A 20,662-nucleotide genomic window follows, 5' to 3' on the forward strand; every position below is an offset into this window, starting at 1 on the left:
CTCGGGAGGTGCGCGCGGAACCGGCTACGAGCCGGCGAGCGCGGGCATCCGTCGCCGCTGCGCACCGCACTGCACGACGCGCAGCACCGCACGACGCACCGCACCGACAGCCCGGTCGACCTCTGACGAGGTCGACCGGAACCGCCTACTCAAGGTTGGGGAAGTTCCCATGCGCAGAGGAAGATTCAGCCTCAGGCATCCGTCCGGGGTGCTCGCCGCCGCGATTACGGTCCTGGCCGCGTTGGCGGCGATGCTCGTCGTCGGCCCGGCTCAGGCGGCCAGCAGCGGCGCCTTGCGCGGAGTTGGTTCGAACCGGTGTCTCGATGTGCCGGGCGCCAGTCAGACCAACGGCACGTACCTGCAGATCTACGACTGCTGGGACGGGGCCAACCAGCGGTGGACGTTGACGGACGCCAACCAGCTGACCGTGTACGGCAACACATGCCTGGATGTTCCGGGCCACGCCACCACGGCCGGTACCCGGGTGCAGCTCTGGACCTGTTCCGGCGGTGCGAACCAGCAGTGGCGGGTGAACTCCGACGGCACGATCGTCGGCGTGGAGTCCGGACTGTGTCTGGAGGCCGCGGGCACCGGTACGGCCAACGGCACGGCGGTACAGCTGTGGACGTGCAACGGCGGCAGCAACCAGAAGTGGACCGGACTGACGTCGACCCCGCCGCCGGACGGCGCATGTACGCTTCCGTCGTCGTACCGGTGGACGTCGACGGGTGTGCTGGCGCAGCCGGGGAACGGGTGGCTCGCGGTGAAGGACTTCACCACCGTGACGCACAACGGCAAACACCTGGTCTACGCGTCGAACGTGTCGGGTTCGGCGTCGTACGGCTCGATGATGTTCAGTCCCTTCACGAACTGGTCGGACATGGCGTCGGCCGGGCAGTCCGGGATGAGCCAGGCCGCGGTGGCACCCACGCTGTTCTACTTCGCGCCCAAGAACATCTGGGTGCTGGCGTACCAGTGGGGTGCGTGGCCGTTCATCTACCGCACTTCGAGCGACCCCACCAACCCCAACGGCTGGTCCTCTCCGCAGCCGCTGTTCACCGGGAGCATCTCCGGGTCCGACACCGGCCCGATCGACCAGACCCTGATCGCCGACGGCCAGAACATGTACCTGTTCTTCGCCGGTGACAACGGCAAGATCTACCGGGCGAGCATGCCCATCGGGAACTTCCCGGGCAGCTTCGGCTCCTCGTACACGACGATCATGAGTGACACGAAGGCCAACCTGTTCGAGGGCGTACAGGTCTACAAGGTGCAGGGCCAGAACCAATACCTCATGATCGTCGAGGCGATGGGTGCGAACGGGCGCTACTTCCGTTCCTTCACGTCCTCCAGCCTGAGCGGCTCGTGGACCCCGCAGGCCGCGAGCGAGAGCAACCCCTTCGCGGGCAAGGCCAACAGCGGCGCCACCTGGACCAACGACATCAGCCACGGTGACCTCGTCCGCAACAACCCCGACCAGACCATGACCATCGACCCCTGCAACCTGCAGTTCCTCTACCAGGGCAAGTCCCCCACCGCTGGCGGTGACTACAACAGGCTGCCGTGGCGGCCGGGTGTCCTCACCTTGCAGCGCTGAACTTCCCGATGCACGGTGACCGCGCTGCGGTGCGGTCGGCCGGCGCGCGGACGAGCGGTCTGCGGGATGGGCGACTCCACCTGCTGATCGATGCTCACCTGCTCCCCGCATGGAGGGCCCCCGGCCGTGTGCTGGTCGGGGGCCCTCGTCAGCGTGTGCCTTACGCGCCGGACTCGGTGCGGTAGGCCCCCGGCGTCTGTCCCATGGTGCGGTTGAACGTGTCGATAAAGGCGCTGGTTGTCGCCCACCCGCATCGCCGTCCCGTCTCGCTGACGTTGGCACCCTCCGCCAACAGCACCATGGCGTGGAAGACCCGCACATTGGTCCTCCACTGCGGATACGTCATGCCCAACTCGGTCCTGAACAGCCGGGCCAGGGTGCGCTCGCTCACCCCGATGCGCTTCGCCAACCAGACTGCGGTGCGCGGGTGTTGCAGATCGTCGGCCACCAGCGCACAGGCCTGCCGCAAGAGAGGGTTGCCGGGCACGGGCAGCGTCAACGGCTCGATGAGCGCGCGCCGCAACCGGTCCCGCAGGACGGCACGGAGGCGGTTCGCCTCCGGCAGGGGGAGGGACGGTTCACTGCACGCGATGATCAGTTCGCGGACCAGGGCGTCCACGGCCACGACGACCGGCGTCCCGGAGTCGAGCAGGACGTCATGGAGGGGGAAACCGAGGGTGTGCACGGAACTGTGTCCGTGCACCCGGTGCTGGTGCCAGGTCCCCGCCGGGATCCACATGGCGCGTGCGCTGGACGCCACCCAGGACGCCTCGCCCGTCTGGACCGCCAGGACACCGGCGCTGACGTACAGGAGCTGGTGGTAGCCGTGCTGATGGCGCCCGATGACCTCGCCCGCGAGATGTGCGTGGGTGGAGTCCCTGGGCTCCGTGTCCGTCTCCGCCGTCTGACCGTTTTCCGACATACGACGGCAGAATAACGGAAGCGACACACCGTACGGCCCTGCGAGCGTGACGACCATGCCCACGACGCCGCAGACCCCGCCCCCCGACTACCGCCCCTCCGCCGCCCCGTACCCGCTGAAAACACGCATCACCTCCGGTCTGCGTGGCGCCGCACTCGACACCCGCCCTCTGGCACATCCGGTCTTCCGGCGCCTGCTCATCGGGCAGAGCGCGGCGTACATCGGGACCATGGTCACGGGAGTCACCATCCCCGTGCAGGTCTACGCGCTGTCGCAGTCGTCCCTGTCCGTGGGCCTGACCGGACTGGCGGGACTCGTGCCGCTCGTGGTCTTCGGTCTGTACGGGGGAGTCGTCGCGGACCGGTTCGACCGCCGCGTGCTGTACCTGGCGTCGGCGTTCGTCACCTGGGCGACGACGCTGGCGCTGCTGTTCCAGGCCGTCGCGGCGCTGCGATCGGTACCGCTGATCCTGCTTCTGGTGGCCGTCCAGGCCGGCGCGTTCGCCATGTCGTCCGCGGCTCGCGGCGCGATCATCCCCCGGGTAGTCCCCACCCACCTGGTGCCCGCCGCGAACACGTTGTACTTCACCGCCGGCAACGTCGGGCAGATCGCCGGACCGCTGGTGGCCGGCGCCCTGATCTCCCTGCCGAACGGCTACTGCTGGGCCTACGGTGCCGATGCCCTGCTGTTCTCCCTCCTGTTGTACTCGACGTTCCGCCTCCCTCCGGTCAAGCCGAGCGGTACGCGGATTGCTGCCGGCGGACTGCGACCGGTCCTGGACGGGCTGCGCTTCATCGCGGCCGCCCCTGTGCTGTGGATGTCCTTCGCGGTCGACATCGCAGCCATGACACTGGCCATGCCGACCGCCCTTTTCCCGGAAGCGGCGGAGTTGCGGTTCCACGGGGGAGCGGGCCTGCTGTACTCGGCCATCGCGATCGGCTCGGTCGCGGCCGGACTCTTCAGCGGATGGATCGGCCGGGTACGCCGTCAGGGGCGGGCGCTGGCTCTCGCGGTGGCCGTCTGGTCGGCGGCCGTCGCCCTCGCGGGCACGGTCCACCATCTCGTGGCCGCCGTGGTCCTGCTGGCGGCGGCCGGTGCGGCGGACCTGGTCAGCGCGGTCTACCGCCAGACGATCCTGCAGACCTACACGCCCGATGCCCTGCGCGGTCGTCTGCAGGGTGTCTTCACCGTCGTCGTCGCGGGCGGGCCCCGCCTCGGCGACCTCCGCGCAGGTGCAATGGCCTCGGCCACCGGCCTCGGCCTCGCATGGAGCGGCAGCTCGCTGCTGTGCCTCGTCGTCGTCCTCGGCGGAGCGCTGCTGGTGCGACCGTTCTGGCGCTACGACGTGACCGCGACGCACGCCGACCACGGGGCTCGGCAGAGCTAGAACGTGTCTCTCCGATGCGGCGGAAGTGCAACGGCTGCGGCATGGAAACTCTGGTTTACATCCAGGGCATCGGTAACTATGGTTGTCGCATGATGGTCTCTGGGATCACCGAAGAAGAGCAGGTAGAGCTCGACAAGGCCCTGTACGACGCCCTGAATCCCCTGGCCTCGGCTATCCGATCCCGTGAGAGCGGGATGTCCGCGGACCGTATGTGGGAAGCGGATCCTGTCGAAGTGGCGCTGTCCGTCCTGGCCGCTTGGAAGGTGGTGGATATCGAGGTCAGACGGCTGGCTGGGCAGGCGGCAGCAACCGCTGGTTCGTACGGAGCAAGTTACGAGCAGTTGGGAGCTGTCTGGGGCATCACCCGGCAGGGTGCCCGCAAGAAGTGGCCCGACGCCGTCAGTCGTCCGGCCCCCGCGTCGGCGGACAAACGCGAGCTTGCACTTTTCGGAGGCACTGCTGAGCTGGTGCGGACGCCTGCCGGCGACTGGAGCTGGACGGGTAGGGGTGCTGACGGCACATCCGGCACAGCCGTCGATGGGCCGCGCTACGCGACCGCGGAAGAGGCGGCGGCTCATGCGGGCGCGTTCCTCAAAGAACACGCGCTTGGCCTCGGCGATCTCTCCTAGAGCTGCTCTCGACCTGGCTCCTGAGGCGTGCGGGCGTGCTCGGAGGACCCAACGTCCCCGACAACACGATCAAGGAATACCGGTGGGCGGCCAGCCGGTGGCCCGGGCGGCGCCGGTGTCTGGGTGAGGTGTCCCAGGCATGACGCCGACCAAGCCTGGTGCCGGCACGTGCGCCTGGGTCATGCCCCCAGACCCTCCGTCACGGGCAGACACTCGGCGAGCAGGTCGACGACGTCCCGCCAGGCGCGCTGCGCGTGCTGAGGGTGATAACCGACCCCGGGAAGCACGACGTGGTCGACCGTGGGGTGATGGAAGGCATGCAAGGCGCCGCCGTAGACCACGAGGCGCCAGTCGACGCCCGCGGCCTGCATCTCAGCGGTGAACGCGTCCCGTTGAGCGGGCGGCATGATCGGGTCCTCCGACCCGACCCCGGCCCACACCGGGCACCGAATGCGCGCTGCCTCGCCCGGTCGGCCCGTGATCAGGGCGTTGACCGTCCCGATCGCGCGCAGGTTGACGCCGTCGCGCCCGAGTTCCAGCCCGACGGCGCCCCCGGTTCCGTAGCCGACGACGGCGATCCGGTCGGAGTCGGTCCGCGGTTCGGCGCGCAACACGTCGAGGGCCGCATGGCCGATGCCCCGCATCCGGTCGGGATCGGAGAGCAGGGGCATGCAACGGGCCAGCATCTCCTCGGGGTCGCTCAAATAGCGCCCGCCGTGGAGGTCGAAGGCCAGTGCTATGTATCCCAGTTCGGCGAGAGCATCGGCCCGGCGGCGCTCGATGTCGCTGAGCCCCGTGCCCTCTGGTCCGATCAGCACCGCGGGCCGGCGGTCGACACCGGCCGGGAGCGCGAGGTGCCCGATCATCGTCAGACCGTCGGCCGGGTACTCGACCGAACGCGTCGTAATCGTCGTCATGAGGCTGGACTGTAGTGATCGTCGAGCCCGATCCGGCCGCTGTTCTGCCGCAGGCAGAGCAGCGTGGGTATCACCTTGACATACGACTGACATACGACGAGGGCGCACAAGAACCGTCCCAGACCTCGTCCCCACGTCAGTGCCGTCCATGGCCCACCTGATCAGCCGCTTGCGGGCGGTCTGGAACGAGCCGAGCTCTTCGGCACTCCGTAGTTGGCTCATTACCCGTCAGACGGCGCCCGTCAGACGTCGCGCCCCAGCAAGGAAAGAAGCGAACGGCAGGATCGGCGCTGAAGGTGCGCACCGCAGCAGCGATGATTCCCAGCTCAGCCATCCTGCCGGCGTCGGCGCGCGCGTAGGTCAGACCCGACCAAGTGTTTGACGAGATCCCGAACGGTCCACTCGGCGCACGGAGTTGAGTCGCCCCGTTGGTGGCCGTCGACCGCATGGACTCGTGAGCCGAAGCGGTCGATGGCATCGGGAATCAAGCGCAGGGATGGATTCGTCATGGCGGCACGGTACGTAATGATCTTCCGCCTTCCCCGAACGGAACGGAACCGAACGAAAGCCGAGCGACGGCGTCGCGACCGGACCGTCTCTGCTCGCCGTCCGCGACGACCGACTCGACTTCGTAGCCGACCGCCTTGAGGCGGGCGGGTCAGCCGAGGGTCTTCACCTCCAGGCCGACCGAGCCGAGGGTGACGACCAGAGGCAGGAGGCCGAACTCAGAGACTGACCGCGGTCCGTACGAGGTCGGCGACGGCGCGGATACGACTGTGCGGGGGCCAGGCGATCACCGTGGTGACCGCCGGCGCGTCCACGATCGGCACGGCGACCACGTCGTCACCCAGTTGCGGGCGACAGGAATCCAGTACCGTCATCAACGTCCGACCGAGGGCGACGAGTTGCAGCAGTTGCGTATGACTCTGCGCCTCGGGGCCGGGCCCGGCCGCGTAGGTTCCGTCAGGTCCGGGCCAGCGGGGTGCCGGTAGATCCGGCACATCGGTCAGGTCGTCGAGGCGCAGGTCCTCGCTGGTGGTGAGTGTGTGCCCGGCCGGCAGGACCGCGATCTGCCCCTCGGTGAGGAGTTCTTCGGTGTCGAAACCCGCGGTGTCGTCGAAGGGCTGGTGGAGGATCGCCACGTCCGCCCGGCCGCTGCGCAGGAGCCGTACCTGTTCGCCGGGACCGCAGAGCATGACGTCGACGCGCACGGAACCTGGTTCGGCGGCGTAGGCGTGCAGCAGTTTCGCCAGTATTTGGCTGGAGGCGCCGGCTTTGGTGGCCAGGACGATGCTTGGCTCACCGGCCGCGGCGAGGGCGGCGCGTCGGGTGCGGTGCTCCGCGGCCTCCACCGCGTCCAGAGCCACGCGCCCTTCGTGCAGCAGGACGGTCCCGGCTTCAGTCAAGGTCACCGAACGGCTGGTGCGCTGAAGCAGCGCGGCGCCCAGTCGGCGTTCCAGCTGGCTGATGGCGCGCGACAGCGGCGGCTGGGCGATGCCCAGGCGCTGGGCCGCTCGGCCGAAGTGAAGCTCTTCGGCGACGGCGATGAAGTAGTGCAACTCCCGGGTCTCCACCCGATCAGGCTACTCGCGAATCGTTCTTCATCGATACTTCTACGGTATCGCTCAAGACCCAGGCGGTGTTGGACGCCGCATCCGGTCCGGCCGCAGCATTCCTGACATGACCGCAAGCAAAACCGCTCTGGTGACCGGGGCGAACAAGGGCATCGGCTACGAGATCGCGGCCGGACTGGGCACGCTGGGCTACAGCGTCGGAGTCGGTGCCCGCGACCGGACGCGACTTCTTCGAGGCCGCGGGCGTCATCCCTTGGTGAGATGCCAGTGACGCCACTGAAGAACCGGACAACCACCCCACAGGAAGAAGTTCATGAACATCGCAGTCCTCGGCACCGGCAAGGTCGGCACGGCACTCGGCACCCGGCTGTCCTCCGCCGGTCATCAGGTCGTCTACGGATCGCGCACGCGTGCCGGTGAGAAAGGGATGTTCACCCACCGTGAAGCCGTTGCCTCCGCCGACGTGATAGTCACCGCGCTGCCTGGCACCGAAGTCGTCACCACTCTGGAGGAGATCGGGGAAGACGTCCTCGGCGAGAAGGTGGTGCTGGACCCGTCGGCCGCGTTCACGCCGCAGATGACGATGGCCTATCCCGGCGACAGCGTGGCCCAGCAGGTGCAGAAGCGGTTCCCGCGGACGCGGGTGGTGAAGACGCTCAACACGATGAACTTCACCATCATGGTCGACCCGCTTGCCTCCCTCCCGCAGGCGACCGCCTTCGTCAGCGGCGACGACGCCGCGGCCAAGACCGTCGTCACCGACCTGCTGGCTGACCTGGGATGGCCCCGCGATTCCATCCTCGACCTGGGCGGCGTCGAGACCGCTCTGGCCACCGAGCACGCCGCACCGTTGTTCTTCGCGACCGCCCGGTCCCTGGGCACCGCGAATTTCAACCTCTCCATCTCCCGGTGACGACCGAATGCCCCGGAACTCGGGTGCCCGACGCCCCGGCCCGCCCATTCGCGCGTACCGCTGAATAGCCACGTACCCACGCATCTACGTACTCGCGAGAACACGTCCACTTTCAGAACCAGTCAGGACCATCATCATGAGCACTCCGTTCACCGAAACCGCCGGCCTGCCCGTCAACGCCGCCCAGCCCGTCGTCACGTACAGCCCGGTGACGTTCAACGTCCCGGGCCGTCCGGCTCCGTTGGAGATCAAAGTCTCCGCACCGGTCGGTGGGGAGAACCTGCCCGTCATCCTGTTCTCCCACGGCCATGGCGCATCGAACTTCCTCGCCTCTCTCAACGGCTACGGTCCACTTGCCAACTTCTGGGCCGCGCACGGATTCATCGTCCTGCAGCCCAGTCACCTGGACTTCCCCGGCCTGGGGTTGCGCGATGACGTGTCGGCCGGCGCCCCGCTGTTCTGGCGTGCGCGGGTGGAGGACATGCACTTCATCCTCGACCACCTTGAGGACATCGAATCGACCGTGCCGGGACTGGGCGGCCGGATGGACCGGACGAAGATCGCAGCGGTGGGGCATTCGATGGGAGGTCACACCGTCGGGATGCTCTCCGGCATGACCGTGACCGACCCTCGCGACGGCACCGTCTTCGACCTGCGCGATGAGCGGATCACGGCCAGTGTCGTCATGGCAGGCCCGGGTGCGGGTGAGGATCTCGCGGCGCCGGCCTCGGAACGCTTCCCCGAACTGGGCGGGACGACTTTTTCGCAGATGACCGAGCAGGCTCTCGTGGTCGTCGGTGAGAATGACTACAACCCGGTGTTCAGCGAGCGCAAGACCTGGCGCGCGGACGCCTACTGGCGGAGTCCGGGCCAGAACAAGACGCTGCTCACCCTGTTCGAAGCCGAGCACATACTCGGCGGCGTCTCGGGATACGACGCAGCCGAAACCACCGACGAGAACCCCGAACGCGTAGCCGCGCTGCGGGCACTCATCTGGGCCTACCTCCGCAGTGCGTTTGACCCGAGCGACCCCGCCTGGACCGATGCATGCGCGGCCCTGGCCGCCCAGCCCACGCCATGGGGTCGCGTCGAAGTGAGGTAGCCACGGTGAACTGAGTCCGGAAGGGGAAGGGAAGGGGGAAGGGGAGACCGGATCGTCGGTGTACTCGCGGAAAGCGGCCCTGGCAGCATGTCCGTCGCTGAGGTACCCGGGGCGTGTGGTCCGCTACGGGTTCAGCCGCACCGCCAGCGAGTACAACCGGGTGATCTGGTCGCCGCTGCCGTTGTCGTCGGAGATCAGGTAGAGGGGGCGCCAGCCCTTGTAGCGGCCGGTGCTCCATTCCTTGCCCAGAGCCATGCCTTCGACGTTGTCCATCAGAGGGTTGCTGTGGTTCGAAGCGGGTGTGGCGACTGCCCCGGGGCCGCCGGCGGGACAGGCGGCCAGGTCGAGAACGGGGGTCTCGTCGGCGAAGACGTCCGCGGGGAGTCCGTAGAGGGAGTCCTCAGCGGTCACGTCGCGGGCCTGATCGAGGGACAGTTGGACGACACGCGCGGCTGTGCCGAGGCCCGCGGTGTAGGCGCGTTCCAAGGCGAGAAGTCCGTTGCTGTTGTTGAGGGCCACAAGCTCCACCAGGTGCATTCCGTCGCTGGCGAGATAGGCGTACTGCTTGTCCGGGGTGTAGGCGCCACCCGGCTCGCCGGTGTAGCGCTGGATACGGATCAGGGCCCGCCCGCGCTGGTCACCGTCCTTGGCCAGGGCTGCTTCCCAGCCCGCGTAGAGATGCCGTCCGTCCGGCGAGAGGGTGAGGGACTCGATGCTGCGGCCGGTCTGTGCGCTGCCCTGAGGCCAGAACCGCAGGTCTTCGGGGATGGGGAAGTCAGCCCCGAGCTGTTTGCCGGTGGCGATGTCGAAGCGGCGGATGGCCGGTCCGGTCTCGGAGCCGACCAGTACCGTCCGGCCGCCCTCTTCGAGTGCCATGCCCTCACCGTCGTACCACTGGGGAAACTTCTTGCCCGTGGCGCGGCGCAGCGTGTGCGCGGTGTCGGCGGTGGGGTTCAGGTCGAAGGGGCTGCCGAGGGTGAGAGGAAAGAGCAGGCCGGGGGAGTTGTCGGCGAGCGCCAGAGCTTCGACACCGGCTGGTCTCTCGGAGACGAGGGCGAGCGCGGAGAGCCCTTCGACGGCTTCGTAGTCGACGTTCTTCTTGTTCAGCGCGTCGGAGTGGTCCAGGAGGACCGCACGGGGCGCGTCCGCGTCAGCCAGATGTCCACCGCAACTGCCGGTCGCGGACGCGGGATGGTTTCTCTGCCACCAGTCGGCGGCGGCAGGTGCGCCGAGGCCGAGGGCGAGGCCGGCCGCTCCGGCGGTCAGCGACCACAGGAGGGTGCGGAGCCGGCTCCGCCGCGGCAGCTCGGTGACGAGGTCGGGCGCTGGAGCCAGAGGCGGCAGCACGGCGACGTTGCGGACGAAGTCCAGCCTGCCGACCCCGTTACGGTCCTCGTCCTGAGGCTCCTGCGGCATTTCGGGCCGCATCGCCGTGATCCGCGCCTTGACCGTCTGAAAGATCGCGTGCAGTCCGAGCTTCGGGGGACCGTCCGGCAGCCCGTGTCGCAGGACGTCCACCAACGCACCGGTGAAGACCGTGCAGCGTTTGGGATCGGGGGCGTGGGAGGGCCGGTCGCGCGGTGCGGAGGTCATGACGTAGGAGCCTTCGACTCCGCGCAGCGTCTCCACCGCCACTTGACCGCCCTGCCGTCCGCTGTCGACGCTGGTCATCTCGGTGAGCACTTGACCGCTGAAGCAGCAGTCGAGGATCAGGACGCGGCGCAGCGCGGGGCCCGTGTCACGGATGGCGCGCCGTACGTCGCCGGCCCGTACGCAGGTGTCCGGCTGGTCTTCCACCGACCCGGGCAACGTGAGCAGGAGTTGCTGCTCGTGGCGGTCGATGAGGCCGTGGCCCGCGTAGTAGACGATCAGCGTGTCCTCGGCAAGGAGCCCGGCCTCGCGGATGGGGCCGGCCAGGTCGGCCGGCGCGGACGGATTGGCCACCGTGAAGATCCGGTCCTCGGGGATTCCCCAGATTTCCTCGTTGGTGAGCGCGGCTCGTAGTTCGACGAGGTTGTGGCGGACGCTGCGCAGTGAGTCGAGCAGCGTGTAGTCGTCCACACCGATCAGCACGCAGGCCGAACGGCTGGGGTCGATGCCCTCGGCTGAGATGGGCTCCGTGATGGTGCTGAATGCGGTCACGTTCCGGGCTCGCCGGAGCTGCCGTTGCCCGGGGACGCGTCCCGGAGCCTGCGCAGCAGCGCCTCGGTCTCCGTAGGGTCCGCGCCGACGACCTGGATGGTGACGGAGGGTGCGGCCGACCTGCGGCTTTGCCGCCAAGCGAGGTAGGACAGAGGCAGTTGCAGTACACCTACCGCCGTAGAGATCACTGCCAGAACAGAGTCGAGTTCCGGGCCCATGCGTCCGGGCCTGTCGGTGACGGTCCGCTCCACTTGTACGAGACCGCGCAGCGACCGGTCGTCCGTGAACCAGCCCAGCAGCGACCGCAGTACTTCCTGCTGATCCCGCCCCTCCGCCCTGAACCTGATTTCTAACCGCTTCTCCGCCGATCCCACCCCAGGAACCTCTGCCTCACGCACACCATCAGACTGGCACAATCCGCCGATTCGTTGGGGTGGTTCGACGAACTCCGGCAGCACTATCTACCCGGTGCTGACACGGTTCCCGACAGTCGTGACCACCCCGGCGATCGACGGATGGACGTTGGTCATCGGAGCGTGGTGCGGACTGCCCTACTGGCCGCATGACGGGCGGCTGGCCCACATGTATCCCCCTGTCCGTGAGGTGGGAGGAATATCGATGGCATCCTGAGCCTCCCGGCTGACAGGCTGTCACCATGACTGTCCAGTCCAACGGCGCATCCGGCCCCGCCTGGCTGGGCCGGCCGATCGACGCTCGCCCGCTGTTCGGGCCGGAGCTGGCGTCGCTCCTCGACCTGCTGCGTGGCTTGCGGCGCGATGAGTGGAGCAGGACCGCGGTCCCGGGCTGGACCGTGCGTGGTCTTGCCGTGCACATCCTCGGCGACTGCCACGGCCGTCTCGGCTGGAGGGCAGGGAGCCAGCAGGGTGCCGCGGTTTCCGGGGAGACGCTGGAAGCCTTCATCCACCGGGCCAACCAGGAATGGATCGACCTCCACGCCGATCGCAGCCCCGCCGAGATCATCGAGGCCCTGGAACGGGCCGGGGCCCTCGTCGCCCGGCGATTCGAGGGTGCCGACCTCGACGCGACGGGTCTGGGAGTGTCCTGGGCGGGGATCGACCCGGCACCCATGTGGCTCGACGTGGCCCGGGAGTTCACCGAGTACTGGACCCACCGCCAGCAGATCCGTCACGCCACCGGACGGGAAACCGATCCGGAACCGAACGCTCTGTCCACGGTCCTGGACACCTTCATGAGGGCCTTGCCCCACACTCTGCGTGGCACACCCGCGCCCTCCGGGACGCAACTGCAGGTGCTCATCGATGAGTTGGCCGTCGGCACCTGGACCGTGACCGCCACGGCGGACCGCTGGTCACTGGCAGAGGCGCCCGGCGGCCGGTCGACCGCGTCGGTGCGGCTGGACCCGGAGACGGCCTGGCGACTCTGCACCCGCGGCATCGATCCTGGCACTGCCCTCGCCCGGGCCCGCGTCAGCGGAGACCGCCGGATCGCCGAAGCCGCCTGCCAGATCGTGTCCATCGTCCACTGATGGATGCCGCGTATCGAGGTCCACCGCCTCGGTGTGCCGGCAACCTCCTTGACGGCATGCATACCTCACACCTGGCTGGCAGCCAATCCGTACAAGGGCGTGGATGCCGTCTTTCGGCCTGGCGTCGGGGCAGTCGCGGGCTCCCGGAACGGGTCCGGTCGCAGTGCGTGCACGCGCCGGGAACATCTGGCGGTGCGTGCTGGTTACAGCAGGTGTGGTTATGGAGGGGACAGTGTCCCCGGGCCTCACCTATAGCCCATGAGGACGATCGTTCGGCTGAAGCCTCATGGAGCCTTTCGCCGCGTAGGCGACCGCCCTCCACAACCACGCTTTCGTGGCAGCCGCTGCCGGGACTTCCCTCCCGGCAGCGGCTGTTCGCGTTCTGCGCAGTCGCGATCCGGAAGGTACATACACGTAAGGCTCAGCCGGCCGGGGGTTCGCCCGTGGGAGAAGGTGCCGTCAGGATTCCTTGCCCACCGGTACGGGGCCGGCAGAGGCTCCGGTTCCGGCGGGTGACTCGGTCAGGATGGCGTACTGACCGGCGAGGAGTTCGGTGAGGATGCGGCGTGCGGCCTTCAGGAGGTCGGCGATGTCGCCGCCGGCGAGGGCGTAGATGACGGTGGAGCCCTGGCGGGTGGAGACGATGATGCCCGCCCGGCGTAGCACTCCCAGTTGCTGGGACAGACTCGACGGTTCGATCTCGATGTCGGCGAGGAGGTCCCGCACTGCGAGAGGGCCGTGTTGGAGCAGTTCGAGCACTCTGATGCGTACGGGATGGCCCAGCATGCGGAAGAACTCGGCTTTGGCCTGGTAGAGGGGCACTTGCATAGCCGTTAGCTCCCTGCGCGTGGGCGATGAGGCCGGGCGGGACTCGGTGCTCCCGTCTGGGTGAGCAGTCTGTCGCACCTCGTCCCGCCGGGATCTACGGAATGGATATGTGTGGATGTCGAGAGTTGTAAATTTCTTCACATCGAGGGCATGCGAAAACGAGGGTCAGACAGCGAGGTTTTCCTCCACTCGTTTGAGCTGGTGACGTGCCATCGCCAGGTTCGACCTGGCTTTGTCCAGCACCAGGTACAGGAACAGGCCGTTTCCGCCGCGTCCGTTCATCAGCCGGATGACGTGGTAGTGCCGGTCGAGGGTGATGAGGATGTCCTCGATCTGGCTGGCCAGGCCGACATGCTCCAGGGTCCGCATCTGTGCGCGGACGACATCCGTGTTTCCGGCGGCGGCGACATCCAGGTCCAGGTCCTTGCCGCCGCCCAGCACGCCGAGGGCCAGGCCGCTGGTGTAATCCACGACAGCGGCCCCCAGTGCTCCTTCCACGCCCGTCATCAGCTCTTTGAGCGAGACCTCCACATCGGCCATGGCTTCTCTCCGTTCGTGTGCCGGGCCGGGCTGTTCCCGCCCCGTTGCGCCAGCCACGGTAGGAGCAAGCCCGTGCACAAGGGCTGCATATGCACAGTTGAGTGAAATTGCAGCCGAGCGTTGCAGCCAAGCGAAATTTATTGAAAGTACTCGATCGTTTTATCGTCGGAAATGCCCGGGGTGACGGGCCTGCGGGCCTCGCCCGTCGCGCCCGTACCGGAACCCCCGAGGCCCGACCGCACCGACATCATCGACCTTTCAGGACCGCCGGGCAACGGAGCGGGGAACTGGCATGAGTGACGCGAACACGGGCAGTACGTTCGCTTTGTACCGGCACGACCGGCCCGCCGTACACCGGTTCATGGGCCTGCTGGAAGCGGCCGAGGACGCGCTGGTGGTCGTCGACGAGACCGGTCTGGTCGTGCTGGTCATGTGGCGAGCAGCCGTCGCGTGACGCGCAGGACCGGCACCGCAGTCCTGGCCGCGGTCGGACCCAGTCGCTCCTGCCCCGGCGAACGCCCCCTGGGCTGCGGTCCCGTCAGTCACGGCGGTGACGGTGAGACGACCGTCAGCAGGGGCGCGGGCTTGCGAGGCGGGGCGCGCACGTGCGCGAGCCACTCCTGCATGCTGCAGCACTCGCCCGTCGACTTGCGCTGGAGGGTCTGTGCCCCGTCTTGCGGTACCTGCCTGCACGCCCAGCCTCGCAAGGAGGCGCACGACGTCCAGCGCCTCCCCACCTCCCCACGCGGTAGAAGACGACCACTCCGACCAGTCACTCGCGCACGGTGTCGGGGTAGGCGGTTGGCGGGGCACAGCACCCACGGCGCTGTCAGTCGGCGTTCGCGGAACAGGTCCTCGAGTGCTGAGGCATGACGTCAGGATTCAGTCGCGGGAGTGAGGGCTTGCCAGCCGTCTTCGAGCAGGTCGAAGGCGCGGATGACGGCTTCTCGGGGGTTCTCGTGGCTGCGGGCGGCTCGGGGTGCTTCGAGTGCGAAGTGGGCGAGGGCGGTGCAGGCGGGGTCTGCTTCGGGCAGGCCGCTCTCCTCGGCGATGGCTTGTGCCAGGGCGCCGGTGTGACGCAGCCACATGGCTTGGGCGTAGTCGCGCAGGGCAGGGGTGCCGTTGACCAGGTCGAAGAACGCGGTGAAGCGGGCGTCGCCGTCCGCGGCGGCCATGCGGTAGCGCAGGGCGTGCTCGCGCAGGGCCGCGGGGATGGACTGGCCTTGGGAGCGTTCGCGTACGGCAGCGAGTAGGCGGGCCTCGTGCTCGGCGTCCTCGTCGAGGACGAGGGCCTCCTTGACCGGGAAGTGCTTGAACAACGTGGTGGTGGAGACATCTGCAGCGTCGGCGATCTCGCGGATGCCCACCTCGTCGTACCCGCGCTCCAGGAACAAGCGCAGCGCGGCGTCGGCGATGGCTTGGCGGGTGGCGGCCTTCTTGCGCTCACGGCGCCCCATCGGCGCAGGTGCGGTGCCGGTCTCGGTGTCGGTCATGCCTTGCAGTGTATCTTTCAGTTGCCCAACTCCGAAAGTGCAACGGTTGAACTAAATGAGTCGCTGTGCTTTTCTAGCAACGTGGTCGCAGGCACCGCACACCTGACCACATCCCTCTGTCACCTCCCCGCACTGTGCGGGGCTGCCCAGTCGGTGAGGCCCTGTTGCGGGCCGGCCCACTGCCTGCCGCCGCGAGCACGCCCACCTCGGCCACGACCGCCGGCTGACCTCCGGCACCAGCCAGTAGGACACGACACCGGCAGGACATCGCACCGGCACGTCACCGCCGCGCCACTCACGAACGGAACATCACCATGAACACCCCACTGACACCCACACCCACACCCCGCATCTCGATCATCGGCGCCGGCCCCGGCGGGCTGACCTGCGCCCGCATCCTGCAAAACCACGGCATCGGCGTCACCGTCTACGACCGCGACCTGAACGCCGACACCCGCAATCAGGGCGGCAGCCTCGACCTGCACGCCGACGACGGTCAACTCGCCCTGCGCGAGGCGGGCCTGATCGGACAGTTCTGGAAACTGGCGCGTCCGGAAGGACAGCAGATGCGCCGCTGGGACACCGCCGGCAACATCCTGCTCGATCAGGTACCCGACGAGGACGACCTCCACAAGCCGGAGATCGACCGCGGCCAGCTGCGTGACCTGCTCCTCAACTCCCTCGCGCCGGGCACGGTGCAGTGGGGCCGCGCCCTCGCCTCCGTCGCCGGCCCCGCGGACGGGCCACGGACGCTGCACTTCACCGACGGAACGAGTATCGAGACGGATCTGGTCATCGGAGCGGACGGCGCGTTCTCCCGGGTCCGACCGGCCGTCTCAGCAGCCGTCCCTGCCTACTCCGGAGTCACCTTCACGGAAGCATGGTTCGACGACGTCGAAAACCGTCACGCCGATCTCTCAGCTCTGGTCGGCAGCGGCAGCGCGACCGCAACCGACGGCGAGCGCGCGCTGTTCGCCCAGCGCAACAGCGGTGGGCACATCCGCGTCTACATCATCCGGCGCGCCCCGGCCGACTGGATCACCGCGTCCGGTCTGAGCGCAGAGGACACCGCCGGTATCCGCGACCACCTGTTGGACGAGTTCGCCGAATGGGCACCCCGCATGCGGCAAATGATCAGCAACAACGACGGTCCCTACGCCGACCGGCCGCTGTTCGTCCTTCCGGCACCGCACACCTGGGACCACGTGCCCACAGTGACCCTGCTCGGCGACGCCGCACACCTCATGCCGCCGATCGGCGTCGGCGTCAACCTGGCCATGCTCGACGCCCACGACCTCGCTCTCGCCCTGGCCACCCACCCCACCGTCGACGAAGCTGTCCGTGCCTACGAGAAGGTCATGCTCCCACGCTCCACCGACCTGGCCGAGGCACTCGTCGGCGGCGCCGACTTCCTCCTAGAAGTGGACGAGCAGCCCGACGGCCAGGACGAGGCCCGCGCCCTGCAGCAGAAACTCCAGGAACAGAGGCAGATCGACGGAACCTGACCTACAAGGCCGGCGGTGGCGATGAGACCGCTGAACCCTGTCCGGCATGGCCAAGTCCATGATTCTTTCCCTGCCGTTCACGGCCGTCCGGCCTCCCTCGGACGGACGCTGAACTCGGAGCGGGCCTCGCGTACGAAGCTCGCAAGTCGTGCTGGAGACGCCCGGCTGCTCCCTGGCCCCCGGGGCCGCACGAGGATCAGGTCATGTGGGTGCATTGATCGGGTATGACGGAACCGAAGATGCTGAAGGGAACGCGCAACAGGTGACGAGCAAGATGATCGTGCTTGGTGGTACGCACGCAGGGGAGTTCTATGCCCGCACCGAGCGGGAGGTGGGTTCACTTATTGATCACATCATGAGTGAGCTCATCCAAGAAGGGCGAACTCCAGATGGCTTCGAGATCATTCCCGAGAGGGCTGTGCTCAGTATCGTCAAGGGTAAGTATCCGGAAGAGAGCAATGAGAGATGGCCCAACAACTACATGTATGTTTCGGTGAACAACCGAAACGGGTATGGGGCGTTGAAGTGGTGGACGGCAAACATTCCGGAGGGATCGCCTGAAAATGACGTCACCCGATCTGTATGGACTTCGGGAGTCTCGACCCCTCTGCCCTTCGATCCGAGACTGATTTCGGATCCGGGGAACCCCACGTACTACCCACCAGAGGCGGCAATCCCGGTGAAGCTGGTCCGCGAAGCCGTCGAGGAGTTTTGCCGATCGCGAACGGGCGCGCGGCCAGAATGTCTGCCGTGGCAGCGTCTTGAGCAGTCAGTGTAAGAACAGAAATGGTTTAGACGTGACACGCGACGGCGGCGTGAAGCAGACCACGTTCGCCGAGGCCCGGACAGCCGTTCTCTGCGTGGCAGGTGGTGGGACCGGGCCCATGCCGGGCCCGGTCCCACCACCGGTTCAGTTCTTCCTGCCGATCAACGTGCGGCGGATCAGGCGGCGTTGACGTGGTCGCCGGCCCATTGCCACTTCAACGCGCCGGACAGAGAAGTAGTCACTTGACCGACCGGTCCAGTCCTAGCAGAACGGGGTGTCCGGGAGCACGTTGTCCGGGTAGTCGACGTAGTAGCTGGCCATCCAGCCGTCGAAGTTGGGCAGGATGACATAGACCCAATACGGGTTGCCGCCCACTGTCTGGCTGCCGATCTTCTGGCACCAGGCCTCGAAGGAGACGCCCGGGTTCACCTGTCCCTCGACGTTCGGACAGTTGGCCACGGACGGCGAGTTGTTACAGGCGGCGAAGTTGCTGTTGTTGTGGCGCACGTTCACGTTCGTGGCCCAGGTGGTGAAGGCGCGTTTGATGGAGACATCGCCTTCGCCCTTGCCTGCGACCGTGGGTCGAGGGCCGGGAGCCGTGGTTTCGGCGGCTCCCGCAGGGATGGTGGTGGCCAAGCTGAGTCCGATGGTCAGGGCGGCTGCAGCCAGCGCCGAACTCATTCTCATCTGAATCCCCCGTCCGGCCGGTGGTCCGTCCACCGCAACCGAACGGGTCCAGCATGACCATTTGGGACCATTCGTGAAAGGTGCATGTCAGCCACGGCGTAGAATCTGACGGCGGAAACCCTTCTCGGGCGTGCAGTGGGCTCGGGACCTGCGGGAACGTCGACAGACGCCTGCCGCCTGGCAGCCATGGCCGTGCTTCGCCGTAGAGCACAAGGTATGGATCTGACCTGGCCGCCATCGGTGGCTTCGGCGCCACATCGTTTCGGTTCCGGTTGCGCGCATCACTCGGTCGGAGGAGGGGCGCCCGGCGGCAGCATCGGCTTCGAGGTGACGGACACCGCCGGGCACCGTCACTCTGGCACGACGCACTGACATCACTGGCAAGGCCAGGACTCTGTGGATGTCTCGGGGGGGCGGGCCCTGACTACGTCGAAGTCCGGCACACCGATGCGGGGACGGAGCTCGTCCTTGAGCATTCAGACAGATCTCGTCGAGGCGCACCATCCGCCGGAGGGGCGAGCTGTGCCAGTCGGTACAGGTGGTCGCGTTCGGCTGGGGACCAGCGCAGGGTGCGTGCCATGGATGCCACCACTGGTGCCGAAGGAGTAGTGGCCCGCGCTTCCCTTCGGAGTTCTGCGTTGGATACTTTCGGAAGGTCCGGCCGGTTCGATGACGCGCAGTTTCCAGCGGCTGAAGCCGCCCGCGTTCTCGCGGTATCGCACGCGTCGCGCCGAGAGCGCGCATCGCAGTTCGCGGGCAGGACCACTCGTGCGGAGCCGCGTTGATGGACGGTAGTGAGCCATGACCGAGCCCCTCGGTGGTGCGAGCCCTTGTGGACGGTGGTCAGATCGAAATTGGAGGTGAGTTCTCCACGGAATGGGAGCAGCCGGGGTGCCCCGCTGCCTGCACCGGCAATCTTGATGGTCCGGTCCTGGCAGCCGACGACGTACCGGCGGCGGTCATCAGGAGAAGAACTCCATCAGTTCGGACAGGCGAGGCTGCCCGTTCGCTAAGTCGCCGCTGGCTTCCGGTTTCCGAGGCGAGGCCGTGGGTGGCCTCACCGGAGCGGGGTACGGGCCGTGCCGAGGCGCAGACGCTGTGGTGAGCGGATCGATGATGCGCCGCAGACGTGTCAGTCGGTGAAGGGATCTTCCACTGTTGGGATGCAGGGAGACAGCAGCGCCTCCGTATGCTGCGTGACCACACCCCGAACGAGCCTGAGCACGCGTACCTCGTTTTCATGGTCTGGTTCTTCGTCGTCGCGAACGTGGAGGAGCCCATAGGAACCAGGGGCAACCACAGCCACATGCTCGAACAGTTCGGCAACGTCAGGCGACGAGCGGTGATTGGAGCAGCCGCCGAGGTGGATGAACGGTTCGCCGTTCATCCACCGAAGCTCAAGCAAGTACGGACTGTCCATCTGGGCGATGTGAAGCCGAAGCTCATCGACGATCTGTCGAAGACGGGCATCGTCGCCATCAGCTACGGTCTCCCGGACGGTAATCCAACCGTGGTATTCAAACATGCCGTGATCGTAGTGAGATGGCCTGCTACACCGTGCCGGTCGCAGCATGATCCGCCGAACATTCCTTAGCGCGCAAGCCGGCGCATCCGTATGCCTGGTGAGGCCCGCCGACAGGCGTACGGACAGCTTCTGACTGTGCACCATTGCGCCGAACCCGTTCGCCGAAGGCCTCCCGACCGGTGGATCTTGTGTGTGCGGCGGTATCGGCCCACGTCATGACTTCCCTCTCGGCGAGCGCGGACAATACCGCGTGCTCCGTGAGGAAGAGCCACCGGTGGGGAGGACGAGGAGTGCGGTGGCCGTCGGGCCACGCAATGCGTCACTGAACACGCTGAGTTGATACCGGTCCTGTGGCAGGGCGGCAGGGCGGCGAGGTCGTCCTGACTTCCGCCGGCGGTGATGCGCGGGCGTCTTCGTGCAGTGCCTGCGGCAGCTCGGTGGGGGAGTGGCCGAGGGGCCGGGATGGTTCGTCAGTCGCCCGTCGACGGTATAGAAGGTGCCGTTGGCTGCGCGGGTTTCGGTGAGTCCGTCGGTGCTCAGCAGTAGCGTCGATGCGTCCGGGAAGACGAACCAGCCCACGGCCGCGTGCGTTCGGCGGACAGCGGGCAAGGGGAAGATGGGCAAACTT

20 protein-coding genes and 2 pseudogenes are annotated in these 20,662 nt (G+C 67.5%); 10 read left to right on the plus strand and 12 right to left on the minus strand.

Annotated features, from left to right (window positions below):
• The first annotated feature begins 169 nt into the window (after positions 1-169).
• Positions 170-1,597 carry a non-reducing end alpha-L-arabinofuranosidase family hydrolase gene (locus IE278_RS02665; protein WP_189768267.1) on the plus strand — a complete coding sequence of 476 codons (1,428 nt, stop codon included), beginning with the start codon at positions 170-172 and terminating at the stop codon, positions 1,595-1,597.
• A gap of 160 nt (positions 1,598-1,757) precedes the next feature.
• On the opposite strand, the gene IE278_RS02670 is transcribed toward IE278_RS02665, so the two are convergent.
• Entirely contained in the window at positions 1,758-2,519 is a 762-nt protein-coding gene (locus IE278_RS02670; RefSeq protein WP_189768269.1) for a helix-turn-helix transcriptional regulator, read from the minus strand.
• 55 nt (positions 2,520-2,574) lie between these two features.
• Between IE278_RS02670 and IE278_RS02675 the strand changes: the two genes are divergently transcribed.
• Positions 2,575-3,906 (plus strand): MFS transporter, encoded by a 1,332-nt coding sequence (locus IE278_RS02675; protein ID WP_189768272.1) that lies wholly within the window; start codon positions 2,575-2,577, stop codon positions 3,904-3,906.
• A 41-nt stretch (positions 3,907-3,947) separates the two neighbouring features.
• The gene (locus IE278_RS02680; protein ID WP_246569774.1) at positions 3,948-4,535 is read left to right on the plus strand and encodes a hypothetical protein; all 588 of its coding nucleotides are present in this window, start codon (positions 3,948-3,950) and stop codon (positions 4,533-4,535) included.
• A 179-nt stretch (positions 4,536-4,714) separates the two neighbouring features.
• Here the strand turns inward: IE278_RS02680 and IE278_RS02685 are convergent, their stop codons facing one another.
• The 3 genes from IE278_RS02685 to IE278_RS02695 all read right to left on the minus strand — a co-directional run bounded on the left by IE278_RS02685 (position 4,715) and on the right by IE278_RS02695 (position 7,026).
• Complete coding sequence (locus IE278_RS02685; protein ID WP_189768274.1) at positions 4,715-5,452, minus strand: dienelactone hydrolase family protein; 738 nt, start codon at positions 5,450-5,452, stop codon at positions 4,715-4,717.
• A gap of 326 nt (positions 5,453-5,778) precedes the next feature.
• The gene (locus IE278_RS02690) at positions 5,779-5,961 is read right to left on the minus strand and encodes a maleylpyruvate isomerase N-terminal domain-containing protein (protein ID WP_189768276.1); all 183 of its coding nucleotides are present in this window, start codon (positions 5,959-5,961) and stop codon (positions 5,779-5,781) included.
• 216 nt (positions 5,962-6,177) lie between these two features.
• Positions 6,178-7,026 carry a LysR family transcriptional regulator gene (locus IE278_RS02695; protein WP_189768277.1) on the minus strand — a complete coding sequence of 283 codons (849 nt, stop codon included), beginning with the start codon at positions 7,024-7,026 and terminating at the stop codon, positions 6,178-6,180.
• A 106-nt stretch (positions 7,027-7,132) separates the two neighbouring features.
• Between IE278_RS02695 and IE278_RS02700 the strand changes: the two are divergent.
• From IE278_RS02700 to IE278_RS02710, 3 genes and pseudogenes are all read left to right on the plus strand, one after another.
• A pseudogene (locus IE278_RS02700) lies at positions 7,133-7,252 on the plus strand (dehydrogenase); the annotation flags it as partial.
• 87 nt (positions 7,253-7,339) lie between these two features.
• Positions 7,340-7,939, plus strand: coding sequence for an NADPH-dependent F420 reductase (locus IE278_RS02705; protein ID WP_189768278.1), 600 nt, complete (start codon positions 7,340-7,342; stop codon positions 7,937-7,939).
• Between the two features lie 136 nt (positions 7,940-8,075).
• The gene (locus IE278_RS02710) at positions 8,076-9,041 is read left to right on the plus strand and encodes an alpha/beta hydrolase family protein (protein WP_189768279.1); all 966 of its coding nucleotides are present in this window, start codon (positions 8,076-8,078) and stop codon (positions 9,039-9,041) included.
• Positions 9,042-9,164: 123 nt separating this feature from the next.
• On the opposite strand, the gene IE278_RS02715 is transcribed toward IE278_RS02710, so the two are convergent.
• Both IE278_RS02715 and IE278_RS02720 read right to left on the minus strand, forming a co-directional pair.
• Entirely contained in the window at positions 9,165-11,183 is a 2,019-nt protein-coding gene (locus IE278_RS02715; protein WP_189768280.1) for a caspase, EACC1-associated type, read from the minus strand.
• The gene (locus IE278_RS02720) at positions 11,180-11,581 is read right to left on the minus strand and encodes an effector-associated constant component EACC1 (protein WP_189768281.1); all 402 of its coding nucleotides are present in this window, start codon (positions 11,579-11,581) and stop codon (positions 11,180-11,182) included. The genes IE278_RS02715 and IE278_RS02720 overlap by 4 nt, the downstream gene beginning before the upstream one ends.
• Positions 11,582-11,838: 257 nt before the next feature.
• Here IE278_RS02720 and IE278_RS02725 point away from each other — a divergent pair, with 257 nt between their 5' ends.
• Entirely contained in the window at positions 11,839-12,690 is an 852-nt protein-coding gene (locus tag IE278_RS02725; RefSeq protein WP_189768282.1) for a maleylpyruvate isomerase family mycothiol-dependent enzyme, read from the plus strand.
• Positions 12,691-13,149: 459 nt separating this feature from the next.
• Here IE278_RS02725 and IE278_RS02730 read toward each other — a convergent pair whose 3' ends face one another.
• Both IE278_RS02730 and IE278_RS02735 read right to left on the minus strand, forming a co-directional pair.
• Positions 13,150-13,518 (minus strand): ArsR/SmtB family transcription factor, encoded by a 369-nt coding sequence (locus tag IE278_RS02730; RefSeq protein ID WP_189768284.1) that lies wholly within the window; start codon positions 13,516-13,518, stop codon positions 13,150-13,152.
• A gap of 165 nt (positions 13,519-13,683) precedes the next feature.
• On the minus strand, positions 13,684-14,058 hold the full coding sequence (locus IE278_RS02735; protein WP_189768286.1) for a hypothetical protein: 375 nt from the start codon (positions 14,056-14,058) through the stop codon (positions 13,684-13,686).
• Between the two features lie 292 nt (positions 14,059-14,350).
• Between IE278_RS02735 and IE278_RS02740 the strand changes: the two genes are divergently transcribed.
• Entirely contained in the window at positions 14,351-14,512 is a 162-nt protein-coding gene (locus tag IE278_RS02740) for a hypothetical protein (protein ID WP_189768288.1), read from the plus strand.
• 421 nt (positions 14,513-14,933) lie between these two features.
• On the opposite strand, the gene IE278_RS02745 is transcribed toward IE278_RS02740, so the two are convergent.
• Positions 14,934-15,551, minus strand: a complete 618-nt coding sequence (locus IE278_RS02745) for a TetR/AcrR family transcriptional regulator (RefSeq protein WP_189768291.1) — start codon at positions 15,549-15,551, stop codon at positions 14,934-14,936.
• Positions 15,552-15,865: 314 nt separating this feature from the next.
• Here IE278_RS02745 and IE278_RS02750 point away from each other — a divergent pair, with 314 nt between their 5' ends.
• On the plus strand, positions 15,866-17,056 hold the full coding sequence (locus tag IE278_RS02750; protein ID WP_189768293.1) for an FAD-dependent oxidoreductase: 1,191 nt from the start codon (positions 15,866-15,868) through the stop codon (positions 17,054-17,056).
• 205 nt (positions 17,057-17,261) lie between these two features.
• Positions 17,262-17,834 (plus strand): Imm1 family immunity protein, encoded by a 573-nt coding sequence (locus IE278_RS02755; RefSeq protein WP_246569776.1) that lies wholly within the window; start codon positions 17,262-17,264, stop codon positions 17,832-17,834.
• 249 nt (positions 17,835-18,083) lie between these two features.
• Here IE278_RS02755 and IE278_RS02760 read toward each other — a convergent pair whose 3' ends face one another.
• From IE278_RS02760 to IE278_RS42100, 3 genes and pseudogenes are all read right to left on the minus strand, one after another.
• Positions 18,084-18,503, minus strand: coding sequence for a hypothetical protein (locus tag IE278_RS02760; RefSeq protein ID WP_189768294.1), 420 nt, complete (start codon positions 18,501-18,503; stop codon positions 18,084-18,086).
• Positions 18,504-19,641: 1,138 nt separating this feature from the next.
• Positions 19,642-20,034 carry an Imm7 family immunity protein gene (locus IE278_RS02765; protein WP_189768296.1) on the minus strand — a complete coding sequence of 131 codons (393 nt, stop codon included), beginning with the start codon at positions 20,032-20,034 and terminating at the stop codon, positions 19,642-19,644.
• A 400-nt stretch (positions 20,035-20,434) separates the two neighbouring features.
• A pseudogene (locus tag IE278_RS42100) lies at positions 20,435-20,613 on the minus strand (SpoIIE family protein phosphatase); the annotation flags it as partial.
• Positions 20,614-20,662 lie beyond the last annotated feature (49 nt).

The sequence above is a fragment of the Streptomyces tauricus genome (genome assembly GCF_014650955.1).
In the GTDB taxonomy this organism is placed as follows: Bacteria; Actinomycetota; Actinomycetes; order Streptomycetales; family Streptomycetaceae; genus Streptomyces; species Streptomyces tauricus.